The 12,737-nt window shown below is 30.0% G+C and carries 12 protein-coding genes; all 12 read right to left on the bottom strand.

The window, feature by feature from the left end:
- Nucleotides 1–117: 117 nt before the first annotated feature.
- A complete protein-coding gene (locus tag ACU4C5_RS07785; RefSeq protein WP_446843629.1) occupies nt 118–1,266 on the bottom strand; it encodes a LegC family aminotransferase in 1,149 nt (382 codons plus the stop codon).
- 10 nt (nt 1,267–1,276) lie between these two features.
- Nucleotides 1,277–1,900 carry a NeuD/PglB/VioB family sugar acetyltransferase gene (locus tag ACU4C5_RS07780; RefSeq protein ID WP_446843628.1) on the bottom strand — a complete coding sequence of 208 codons (624 nt, stop codon included), beginning with the start codon at nt 1,898–1,900 and terminating at the stop codon, nt 1,277–1,279.
- Between the two features lie 31 nt (nt 1,901–1,931).
- Entirely contained in the window at nt 1,932–3,080 is a 1,149-nt protein-coding gene (locus ACU4C5_RS07775; protein ID WP_446843627.1) for a glycosyltransferase family 4 protein, read from the bottom strand.
- 21 nt (nt 3,081–3,101) lie between these two features.
- Complete coding sequence (locus tag ACU4C5_RS07770; protein ID WP_446843626.1) at nt 3,102–3,968, bottom strand: glycosyltransferase family 2 protein; 867 nt, start codon at nt 3,966–3,968, stop codon at nt 3,102–3,104.
- Complete coding sequence (locus ACU4C5_RS07765) at nt 3,968–5,038, bottom strand: EpsG family protein (protein WP_446843625.1); 1,071 nt, start codon at nt 5,036–5,038, stop codon at nt 3,968–3,970. The genes ACU4C5_RS07770 and ACU4C5_RS07765 overlap by 1 nt, the downstream gene beginning before the upstream one ends.
- Nucleotides 5,039–5,047: 9 nt before the next feature.
- On the bottom strand, nt 5,048–6,190 hold the full coding sequence (locus ACU4C5_RS07760) for a CapA family protein (protein ID WP_446843624.1): 1,143 nt from the start codon (nt 6,188–6,190) through the stop codon (nt 5,048–5,050).
- Between the two features lie 30 nt (nt 6,191–6,220).
- Nucleotides 6,221–7,390, bottom strand: a complete 1,170-nt coding sequence (locus ACU4C5_RS07755; RefSeq protein ID WP_446843623.1) for a glycosyltransferase — start codon at nt 7,388–7,390, stop codon at nt 6,221–6,223.
- Nucleotides 7,390–8,316 carry an ATP-grasp fold amidoligase family protein gene (locus ACU4C5_RS07750; RefSeq protein WP_446843622.1) on the bottom strand — a complete coding sequence of 309 codons (927 nt, stop codon included), beginning with the start codon at nt 8,314–8,316 and terminating at the stop codon, nt 7,390–7,392. Before ACU4C5_RS07750 ends, ACU4C5_RS07755 begins: the two co-directional genes overlap by 1 nt.
- Nucleotides 8,317–8,319: 3 nt before the next feature.
- Nucleotides 8,320–9,318 carry a glycosyltransferase family 2 protein gene (locus ACU4C5_RS07745; protein WP_446843621.1) on the bottom strand — a complete coding sequence of 333 codons (999 nt, stop codon included), beginning with the start codon at nt 9,316–9,318 and terminating at the stop codon, nt 8,320–8,322.
- A 4-nt stretch (nt 9,319–9,322) separates the two neighbouring features.
- Complete coding sequence (locus ACU4C5_RS07740; protein ID WP_446843620.1) at nt 9,323–10,297, bottom strand: glycosyltransferase; 975 nt, start codon at nt 10,295–10,297, stop codon at nt 9,323–9,325.
- Nucleotides 10,294–11,739 (bottom strand): lipopolysaccharide biosynthesis protein, encoded by a 1,446-nt coding sequence (locus tag ACU4C5_RS07735; RefSeq protein WP_446843619.1) that lies wholly within the window; start codon nt 11,737–11,739, stop codon nt 10,294–10,296. Before ACU4C5_RS07735 ends, ACU4C5_RS07740 begins: the two co-directional genes overlap by 4 nt.
- Before the next feature lie 210 nt (nt 11,740–11,949).
- A complete protein-coding gene (locus tag ACU4C5_RS07730) occupies nt 11,950–12,612 on the bottom strand; it encodes a NeuD/PglB/VioB family sugar acetyltransferase (protein WP_446843618.1) in 663 nt (220 codons plus the stop codon).
- Between the last annotated feature and the right edge of the window lie 125 nt (nt 12,613–12,737).

The raw sequence follows: 12,737 nt of genomic DNA, 5'->3' as shown, positions 1-12,737 counted from the left end.
GCTTCTTTTTTTACAACTATTTATAAGTTATGACATGAATTAATAATTGCTTTTTTCTATATCTAAAGAAAAAACAACAGGGCGCAATTTACCTGATTTATATGAATATCACCTTAATTATTGCTGATAAAAATCTTTAATCGCTTTAACAACAGTCTCTAATTGCTTTTGTGTAATTCCTGCTGAACTTGGAATACTTATACTGTTTTTATACACCATATCTGAAACATTATTGCGTGTGATATAGATATCATCTTTAAACATTTCTAGTTGATGCATTGGCATCCAAAACGGACGAGATTGCACACCATTAGCATTTAAATAATCTAATAATTCGCGCATACGCGACGTACTAAACGTAAACAACCAACCATTAGGATGTGTACCTTCTGGAATAGCTTGAAAAGTAATATCGCCAACACCGTGTAAGGCGTTTCTATAATAGGCATCCATAGCGCGCTTATCGGCTAAGATATCAGGAAATTGTTCCATTTGCGCTACGCCAATAGCGGCTAAAACATTAACAAGTCGGTAATTATAACCTATGTCATCATGAATATAATCCATAGCACTCACTTTGGCTTGGGTAGTTAAATGTTTGGCTTTTTTAGCTAAGGCTTCGTCATTGGTTACAATAACACCTCCTCCACCGGTAGATATTATTTTATTCCCATTAAAACTGAATACCCCTAATTTACCAAAAGTTCCAGAATGTTGGCCTTTAAAAGTACTTCCTAAAGCTTCAGTGCTATCTTCAATAACATCCAAATGATACGTGTGTGCAATAGCGAGTAAACGATCCATATCGCCCATATTTCCTAATACGTGAACCGGCATAATAGCGCGTACACGTTTTTTGGTGGTTTTATCAATACGGTAGGTTTCGGTGTCTGTAGATTCAGCAATAGTATCGTCTTGTAAATACGCCTCTAGCAAATCTAAATCCATTTGCCAATTACTAGCATCTACATCAATAAGTATAGGTTGCGCACCTGTATATTTTATAGCATTTAATGTCGCTATAAATGTAATATTTGGGGCAATAACATGATCATTTTCAGTAACGCCCAATAAAATTTGAGCAATATGTAAACCTACCGTACCATTCATACAAGCAATACCGTATTTGGCGCCTGCATACTTAGCAACCTCAGCTTCAAATTGATTTACATAAGTTCCTGCCGATGAAATCCAACCGGTACTTAAACAATCTTGTACATATTTAGATTCATTGCCGTTTAATTTTGGAATTGATAATGGGATCATAATTTTTGTTTTATTTTTTTAAGGGTTTTGCGGGACACCCAATTACCGTATAATTATCTGGAATATCATTAACTACAACTGCACCTGCACCTACAATAACATCTTTACCTATAGTAACACCTTGCTTTACAACAGCTCTTGCTCCTATAAAACTACGTGCGCCTACAGTAACATTTCCTGATAAAACTGCGCCTGGAGCAATATGTGCAAATTCATGAATATAACATTCGTGTTCAATTATAGCTCCTGTATTTATAATACATCCTGTTTCTATAACACTTAAAGCATTTATAGAAACTCCCGATGAAATAAGTGTGTTTTTTTTAATTTTCACGGTCTTTGAAACCACAGCGGTTGGATGTTGTAATGACGTAAAAACATCTGCTTTAATAGCAGAAAGTTTAGCATATATCTGGGCTCTAGTTTTATTATCTCCAATGCTTACAAATAATAAGCTTTCTTCTTTTTCAAAATCCTCTTCATGTCCTAAAAACTGTAAATTATAAGGATTGTTAGAAACTTCTAAAATATCGTAATACCCCAATAGGTTATGTCCTAAAAGCTGCGCAATTTCAATACACACATAAGCGTGACCTGAATATCCTATAAACGAAAGTTGTTGTTTTTGTGACATGCTTAGTCTATAAATTTCTTATATAATTAATCTAATGCGTTATTAAACCTTGATACATTTCAAGTAAGGCTTCCCATATAGCCTCTGGTTTAAAATCTCTTTCAACTCTCAAGCTACCCTTTTCTCCATGTTCTTTTTTCAAAACTGGATTTTCATAGTACATAAAAACAGCTTCAAACAACGATTTTACATTTTCAAATGGCACTAAACACCCTGTTTCATTATGTATTACAGCATCTCTAAAACCAGGAATATCATAACCTACAACAGGTATTTTTAAAGCATTTGCTTCGGCTCCTACTAAACCAAAACCCTCTCTTTTTGTTGGTAGGAGAAGTACATCAAAGTAAATCATAAAATTTTGAGGCTGCAATTGTTGTCCTAACAAAATAAGATCTTCTCCTTCTAGTAAATTATATTTTTCTAAAAGTGTTGCAAATTCACCTTGACTTTCATCTGGTCCAACAACTACACCTATGGTATCTAATTTATGCTTTTTACATTCCAATAAAACCTTAAGATAATCATCAATACCTTTATCATTTTGTAACCGCCCTACAAAGCCAATTACAAATTGGCCTTTTGTTAATTGATTAAGCTTAGTATTTGTACACTTTAAATGATCTGGATTAAATTGATTTTTAAAATCAATACCATTAATTGTCCCATTTTGAATGACTGAAATTTTATCTGATTTACAAAATTGATGAGTAACAGCCAGTTTTTTTAAGCTAGGAGATACTGCAAATATTTGAGTTGACAGGCTACAAGTTAGTTTTTCCATATAAAACAGAATACCTTTTTTAACCGTATTTCCATACGCTGAAACCAAACCATGCATTTGATAAATAATATACTTTTTAAGTAGAATCCGAGCTGCTAAAGCACCCAATAAAGAGGCTTTTGGTGTATGTAAATGAATTATATCTGGATTAATAATTTTAAAAACTTTAATCAATTTAAACAGACATTTAAGATCTGTAATTAAAGATATCTTTCTTTCAAAATTAATATTAATAACTTCTACATTAGGTTGTTGTTTTTTAAACTTAATATTAAACTCTTTATCAAAAGGCATTACTACAGTCACCTTTACACCTTTAGACATCATATAATTTAACTGCCCATTCATAAAAAAATAGGCTGATTGAGGTGCCGAAAAGACATGTATTAATTTCATTATGACTTTAATATTTAAATATTATAGAGGAAGTTTTACTCCATGTATCTGCTTAATAGCATTTTCTAACTTCTGATTATCTGTTTCAAGGATTTCTCCATTAGCGCGTCTAGCTAAAAGAATATCTACTTTATTAAATATAATTAACAACCTTACAAAAGCAGATTTAAAGTATGATTTAATACTTAATTTATATTTTAAAACGCCCAAACTATATTTAGAAATCATTTGTCGCTCATTTGCATAAGCTCTCAATAATTTATGACCTGTAACATTATCTTCTTCTCTATATATATACAAGGGCTCTGCTATAGATACTATTTTAAAATCATTATTATACGAAGCTCTTATCCATAATTCTAAATCTTGAGCAATGCTTAAACTCTCATCATACTGATAACGTTCATACCAAGTTTTTTTTGCTATTATAGCGGCATGAGTAACAGCTTTTCTTCTACTTATAATATCCTCAAAGGAAGCTTCATTATAGGATTGTCCTCTAACTCCTTTTAACGTAAGATTATTAAGCGTCGAAAAAACGCCTGTGGTTATAATATCAATTTCAGGGTTTTCTTTAAATACAGCTAACTGTTTCTCAATTCGGTTTGGCGACATTAAATCATCTGCATCCATTCTGGCGATATAGTCATACTTAGCTAGTTTAGTTACTTCATTTAATCGTCCTGCTAATCGTTTATTTTTTCCATCAGAAACAACTCTTACTCGAGGATCTTTTACAGACTGAGCGATCTTCAATGAATCATCTGTAGAGCCGTCATTAATTAAAATAAGTTCCCAGTCTTTATGGGTTTGAGCAAATACTGAACGAATGGCGTCTAGCAAATAAGCTTCAGCATTGTAAAATGGAATAGCAATAGTGACTTTCATTAGTATATCAGAGGATTTAAACTATAAGGTGTTAAACTGGCCATTTGATTTAAATATACACCATAAAACAAAAGATGAATTAATACAAACATCAATTTTATCATGTTGGACTTAAAAATCCTAACATCTTCAAAAACTATAGGCCAAATTAAAATATATCCTATTGCAAAATAATTGGTTAAACGTATAAAATTAACATCAGATCCTGTAAAAATAACAACTATGTAAATTATAGAGGTAAACAGACAATAATTAAAATACACTTCAAACATTTTTAAGTTTTTATCTGACATTTTGTTTCTAATTATAAATAGAAAAATACTCAAACACACAAAAAAAGCGGCCAACAAGTAACCTCCAGTAGCACCTCTATCTTCATAAACAGCATATCTTGCCTCTATATCACTACTAAAAAAAGATAGAAACACACTTAAAAAAGCAAAACTAACAAGTCCTCCAAAAAGATAAAGTAATGTGCTTTTTATGGTTACTTTTCGTGTTAATAAAAAATAGAAAGGCAACAATATAAAAGCGGTATTATGAAATAAAGAGGCTATAATGATACAAGCAAAATATTTAAACATACTTCGCTTTATAAGGTAAATTACAGAAATAGAAGAAATAGCGACCGCAATACCTTGTCTACCTGCATTGAAAAACACCAAATAAACAGCTAAAGTGATGTATAAGAATAACGAAAGCACTTCATTACGAGAAAGCTTATTAATAACATAATAAAAAGGTAATACAGACATTAAAGCAGTTATGATTAATATGGCCCAATATTCTTTTGAAAACAATAAGGCTATTTTCTGTAAAAGTAAATACCCTACTTCAAGAGTAGTTTGCATTTCAAAAACAGAACCTTTATAAGAACTAAAACTCTCATAAATTCCTACGTAATTATTGGTATCTGTCCCAACACTACTAGCTCTTAATCCTGCAAAAAAGATTAGAATTAGTGCTGAAATAAACACAGGAATATAACTTATACGCTTTCCTGCTTTTTTTGAATAAGACAAGCGTAAAAAGAATAACACTATTGGTAGTAAGATAAAATATACTAGCATAAAAATGTTTTATTTTTCTTTTAATAATTGTTGAATAACTTCATTATGTGCTTCGCATCTAATGATATTTAATGAAGTTGCAATTTGTTTTTTTCTATAAAACTGTTTCACAACCTTATGCTTAAGGATTCTATTTAAATGAATAAAATAGCGATTAAATCCAAAAAGCCATGGTATATACAACCATTTTTTTTGCTCACAAAAGTCTTCCCAAGAGGCTTGAATAAAATCTTTATCTAATACTTTTAAGGAACGCTCTTGCAGATTATCAATAAGTTGTTTTGACTCTACTGTATCTAAAAGTTCTATTCCTTTACTTACAGCATGGATAGGAATTAATGTAGTATCAACAATTAATTTATCTTCCTTTTTTATTAAATTCAATTTCACCAATAAGCCTTCATTCCAAGATGTATTACCTTCACGATATCCAAAAAGTGTATTTCCTTGTCCATATAATATCTTTTTTTCAGCATAGTTTTCTAAAGTTCCTATACAATGACTGTGTTGGCAGGTTACAAAATCTGCACCTTTATCAACAAATTTTCTACATTTTTTTTGAAGTAGCGGACTTGGGTATTCATAATACTCAACGCCTCCGTGATAAATTACTATTAAATAATCTACTTTATTTTTAATTTCTGTAATGGCATCTAAATCTACAAAAGGGTCTAAAAAATTAGCGCCATAACTTGTAATGGATGCACAATTAAATTCTTGTTCGGCGAAAGCCATAACACCTATCTTAATTCCATTAATGGTTGTTATAAACGGTTTTTTTGCTTCCGAAATATTTTTTCCTGCTCCAAAATTAGCAATCTCAGCATTATTACAAGTCTTAATAGTACTTTTCACTCCTTCTTCTCCACAATCTTTAATATGATTGTTTGCTAAACTGAGTAAATTAAAACCTGCTTTTTTTATGATGTCTATATAATTAGTAGCTCCGTAAAGAATAGGACCAGCTTTTTCAATGGCTTTAGGCGTATCTGTAAGCACAAACTCTAAATTTCCCATAACAAAATCTGCTTGTTCAAAAACAGGCATAATCTTATTAAAAAGAGGCTCTGGTGAACCAGCCTTAAAAAAAGCTTCGGTATCTGTTGTGGGACAAATATCTCCACATATTACAAGTTCTACTGAATTATTCATTCAAAAAGCTTTAATATTAATTAATTTATTTTATTTTATTTTATTTATATGTTTCAAATACAATTCTTCAATTTTAGCGATGTTTGACTGTATGTCAAAACCTTTCTCGCTAATTTTATGATGTATTGCAGTCTTATCATTTAGTCTTGGAGACAAATTTACAATTTCATCTACCCATTCATTCACTTTAAATGAACTAAAAAAGCTAACTAAGCCCAAATCCATATCTACTGTTTTAGGAAAGCCTTCATATAACAAACAAGGTGTTCCTGCAGCTTGAGCTTCTACCGCAACCAAACCAAAACCTTCTTTAAGAGCTGGGCTAATAAAAGCGTCAAAAGCATTCATTAATTCAGCAATATCTTCACGTACATTTAAATAATGTATTCTATCTAAAATATTATAGGTTTCTGCTTTATGTAAAATTTCTTTTAAATAATCGGGTTGTTCATCTCTACCAGCAAATACAAATGAAAAATCAATCCCTTTTTTATGTAACTCATTAAGAATTTCTATAATAAAACCAACATTTTTATGTCTTACAACTCTACCAATATTACCAAGTACAATGGTATTGTCTGTTAATTTAAATTTTGATTTTAACTGATTTATCTTTTCAATATTTACACTTTGAAAAACCTCAACAGCAATAGCATTATTAATTATTTCTGATTTATCTTTAGTTAGCAAATGCTTTAAAAACAAACTTTGGTTAGCTTCTTCAGAGCATCCCCAAAAGCAATCTGCATATTTTGCCATTAAGCGTTTTTGAAAAAACAACTCTGTTGTTGCTGCTGTTCTTGAAATTATGTTACCTCTAAACTTTAAATTGGCATGCGAATGTACAATTACTGTTTTAACACCTGCTTTTTTAGCTGCCATGGCTATGATACCAGATTTAGCATTCATATGTATATGAACTACATCTGGTAAACCTTCTTCATTACAAAAAGTTTTAAATGCTTTTAAATAAGCTATAGGACCAATATCCCATTGTGCAGGAATGTGATTAATTTTACCACCTTTTTTTACAATTTCAGCATCAAAATCACCTGCTACAATTCCAGACTTCACTTTGTAATTTACTAAAAAATGAAGTTGAAAATCATTGGACATGTTTCTAAAAATATCCATCAGCATTACCTCTGCTCCGCCTCTATTCATCGCACCAACTACATGAGTCACTTTCATTTTCTTCATTACATCATTGGTTTTGGTAAAGTTAATAGTTCTCCCAGTTTACTATCATAAATTTCGGGTGTAAGATCAGGAAGTCCACTTTTAGGATAAAATGTCATTTCCCCAAAAATAATTTGTCCTTCAACTTCATAAAAATCCACACGCACAAAAGGTAAATCTCTTACAAGATCTTCTGAGATAGCAGTCATTTCTTTCAACTTAATTGGCGGCGCTATTGTAATATCGGGTCTTGGGGTTAGATCTTTTCCAAAAGGTTGAATATGCCAATCTAAATCGTAAAAATTCTGTGCATGATTATCTGTATCTCTTCCTTTATTTGCTTGAATAAAATGTACTTTCCCGTTAAAACAGAAAAATTTATAGTCCATTAATTGTCCGCTAGTATCTGTTAAAAATTCTTCAACAATTAATCGTGGTTTCATATACTTATAAGGCCATTCGCGACCTGGCCAAAAAATGTTATTTTTCAACCAAATATTTAATGTTTTTTTCCACCAAAACCAGTTAATCTTAGCTTTATCGGTACATATTAAGTTCCAACCACTACCATGAGTCGCTTTTATTACAAATTTTGAAGGTAATGTACTTATTGGTAAATCAGCTACTTTTTCATAAACACCAATTACATTGGCTAAAATATGAGCATATCCTTTTTGAGTTAAATAATTACGCACTTCATATTTATCTGCACAAATAGTCATTAATGGGTTATGGTAATTCAATTTTAACCACTGCATTTTCTCACTAAAAGTGCGTGGTGCTTTTAAATTAGGAACTTTACCACTATAAGTGGTGTATAGGTTTAAAACACAGGCTTCGTCAGAAATTTCTTCTAGACTTTTTACCCCTTTTTTCCATTGTTGATAATTCCATAAATAATACAGAAATGGAATATTATTTTTAAGTTTCACTAAATAACTTCTCATCACTTATTTCTTTAGGGTGCGATATACTTTTCTAAACATCTGCCAAACATGATATTGAATAGTTGCAAATGTATCACCTTTAATACTTTTTAAAAAGTATTTAGTTTGTGGTCGTACTTGTTTAGTAGAGTTTAAAAACTGCAAATGCGTGTCGCTTAAACGTGATTTAATTAAAGATAATGCTTCTACCTTATAGCTATCTTGTATATTATCATACATACCTTGAAAAAAATTAAGTTGCTGCGTATAAAATGTTTCTTTATACTGTTTAAATAGCCCTTGTGTTTTTAACTTTTTTTCAACAATATCCATTACATATACCAAATGAAATAATTTTGAGTCTTTTTTTGCTGTTGTAGCATCTGGTTGTTGCCTATAATAAGCCAACCGCTCTGGTAAAACAGAAACTTTTTCTAATTCAGTAACTAAATGCCAATGTACGGGAATATCTTGGCGTGTATAGCCTACTGGAAAGTGTATATTTAAAGTTCTTGCTTTTTCTGTTCGTAATAGCTTTACCCAAGTAAATGCTGGCCTTTTTAATAATGCTTTTTTATCCTTAACGTTAAAGTTAAGCAAACTAGAGGGTTCTGTTTTTAATTTATTAAGGTCTTTATTATCATAAAACGTTACATAATCCCAAAGTACCATATCGCTTTGTTCTTGTTCTGCTAATGCTACAGCTTTTTCAAAAAGTGTGGTATCATAAATATCATCCCCGTCTAAAAAAGTTACATATTTACCTTTTGCTAATGCAAGTGATGCGTTTCTCGCCACAGCAAGACCTTCATTTTTAGGTTTTACTATTAAGGTAATTCTGTCGTCCTTTTGGGCGTATGATTTAATAATTTGAGCGGTATTGTCTTGCGAAGCATCATCAATACAAATGAGCTCAAAATCTTTAAAACTTTGACTCAAGATACTATCAAGACTTTCTTGAATAAAATCTTGAACATTATAGGTAGCGAGTGTGATTGATAATAATATTTGGGGATCTTGCATAAATTTACGACTCTAAAACTTCATTAAACATAGTTCTCCATCGTCCAACAGCATCTTCTCTATTAAATATTTCAATAAAATCTTTTCTTATTCTTTTTGACATACTGTTTAATAATACCCTATCAAGATATAACTGCTCAATTTTATCGACAATTTCATTGATATCCTTTTCAACGATAAATCCATTTACATTATTTTTAATTACATTTTCAGGCCAACCTACATTAGTAGATACTGTAGGAACATCCATCAGACTTGCTTCTCCAAAAAGGGATGGTCCAGCATCTGCATCTGATGCAATCACAACGATATCTACATCCTCATAAAAGTTAGGAAGTGTTTCCATTGGCCCTGAAAAACGAGACTTTAATTTAATATCTGAGTATGTTAATTGTAGCTTTTCAATAGCTGGAACTATATGACTATAATACCCTTTAAAATCTCTTTTCGGATTACCAGTCCAACCTATAGTAAAATTAGTATTCTTTTTCTCTGACTTGCGTTTAAAAAACTCTGTATCTAAGATCATATTTGCATTATAACAATTATCATAATAATTATTATAAGTTTCTAATATTTGTTTAGACCCACAAGCCATAGCAGCTGCGTCTTTAAAAAAATGCTCTAAAAAAGCGTTCATTGTACCTGTAAAATTCGCATTAGAAGGAGGAAATCCATCTGTATAAATTCCTTTTATAACCTTTTTAGCAGTCCAATCAACTTTCATCTGTTCTTCAAAATAATACCCCAAATAAAAAACAATATCATAGTTACAATCTGGCTTTATATATGAATACTTTTTCTTATCTAAATAACTTTTAATACGTCTTATTGGATGTTTGGATTTAATTTTAGTATTGTAAATTAAAAAATCACAATAAAAATCAAATTCATCAGAAAGTGATTTTGCCACAAATTGTTGAATCTCATAATAAGCCCAATTAGGGAAATCTGCTATAATTAAAATGGATGGTTTCATTTATTTTTTTTTATTTTTAAAAGCACTATTTTTCTTATTTCTTCAATTTCATTTATTTTTAAGAAAAAACCAAGTATAGAATACACAAAAAAGCCTACTATAGTAGCTACTATTAACTTTAAACTACTTGAAGATATATACATAATTGAAACATACATCACAATACCCATTATTACAGAAATTGTAAAATATATAAATAAATCTTTCAATTGTGCAAAAAAACCATAATCGATAAGTTTTTTTGTATAGTAAGTATTTAAATATAGTGAAATAAAAGAACAGGCTATTTGACCGATTATTAATACTTTAATTCCAAAAGGAATTGTTATAACAATTGAAATTATAATTAAAACCTTCTTGTAAACCTCTAATTTTAAGAACAAATCGGATCTTCCTTTTACTTTTAATAGGTTTAAATTAATTGCATGAATAGGGTATAAAATACCAACAAAACAAAGCAATTGTAAAAAAGGAGCCGCTTCAATCCATTTATCCGTAAGTAATAGTTTTACTAATGGCTTTGCAAGAACTATTAAAAGAGTCATTAAAGGAAAATTAATAAAGGCCGCTAATTTAATAAACTTCTTATAATAGGATGATAGCTTCTCATCCTCATCTTGAATTGAACTTAAAACCGGAAAGGTTACTCTTTGTAAAATTACAGTAAGTGTTTCCGAGGGTAATTGCTGAAATTGATTTGCTCTAGTATAATACCCTAATTCTTTAATTGTATAAAATTTACCAATAATTATTAAGTAAATATTATTAAAAACGGCATTTAACAACCCTGAAAACAACAGTTTAGATCCAAAAGAAAATAATGAATGAAAAGATTTTTTAGAAAACAACAGAATAGGTTTCCATTTAGTAAATACAAATAACAATAGTGTATTAATGCTACTTTTAAGCAATACTTGTATAACTAAAGCCCAAACTCCCATACCTGTGTAAGCAAAATAAACTGCTATTACACCACTGATTATAACTGAGATTAAGGATGCTTTAGACTGAGTTTTAAAGTTTAATTCTTTAGTAAGTATTGCTAATTGAACTATTGAGAATGAAGAAAAAATAATATTTAAACCTAAAATTTTTATCAAGTTTTCTAATAAAGGTTCTTCATAAAAAACAGCTATTGGTTCGGATAGTAAGAATAAAACAATATAAATACAAACGGATGAAGCTATATTAAAATAAAATACTGTGTTGTAATCTTTTTCGTCTGCATTCTTTTTCTGAATTAAGGCTTGAGAAAAACCACTGTCTATTAATGCTTGAGAAATGGACATAAAAACAGCCAACACACCTATAAATCCATAATCTGAAGGAAGTAGTAAACGAGCTAAAATAATGCCTAATACAAATTGAACAGCTTGAATAGAAAACCTTTCAATAGTGCTCCATAATAACCCATCAAGCGTTTTCTTTTTTAAACTACTCATTTATTTTTATATTTTAATAATAAGTGAATCATAGTTCTTTTCTTCATTTTTTTTACGTCTTGATACAATCTTATCTCCTGTCTTGGTGTTTCAGTAAAACCTAATAGTATTCAGTTTAAATCTGTATTTCTAAACTCTTTCTGTGAGTAAACCTACTATTGATTATTTATATGTGAAACAATACTTATTAACAATAAATTATCTTTAACATTAATTTAAAAATTTTTCTCCTAATATTCGTGTTCTTATTATTTTTCCAGGGTTTCCATAAATTAAAACATTGTCAGGTATATTTTTGGTAATAAGTGAAGCAGCACCGACAACTACATTTTCACCAATTGTTAATCGATCGAAAACAGTAGCATTTAAAGTTACAGCTGATAGTTTTCCAACGATAACTTTCCCGCCTAAAACCACACCTGCAGAAATACTCGCATAATCATTAATCACACAATCATGTTCAATATTACATCGTGTAAAAAAATTTGTGAAATCTCCTAATTTTGCATTGGTATTTACAATAACACCTGCCATCATCAATATTCCCATTCCCATCATAACATTTTTTCCAATAATTACAGAAGGATGAATAGCATTAGGCCAATTAAGATTAGGTGCTTTTTCACTAACCTCTTCATAAATCAATTTTCTAGTATAATTATCTCCAATAGTAATAAGACAGCCTTCAAATTTATATTTTTCAATAAGAGTGCTGATATCTTCCTGCCTACCTATAACTTCATAACCATCGATTTTTTTACCAATTTTTTTTTCACTATCAATAATACCTACAATTGTGTGAATATTTTGTTTTTCAATTATGTCTACGGAATAAGAAAGTTGTGTTCCGCCACCTATTAAAACTATTTTCATAATTCTGTTTTTTTTTAGAATTCACACTTTATAAAAGTTTCAAAGTGTGATATTTTTAATTTATCTACCTTTTTTTCATTTACATCATTTTAAAAAACAGAAAAAAAAAAAACGCTTATCTTGCT

Source organism: Lacinutrix undariae, from assembly GCF_052934785.1.
The sequence above is the reverse complement of the archived record's forward strand: the minus strand, read 5'-3'. Positions and strand labels throughout refer to the sequence as shown.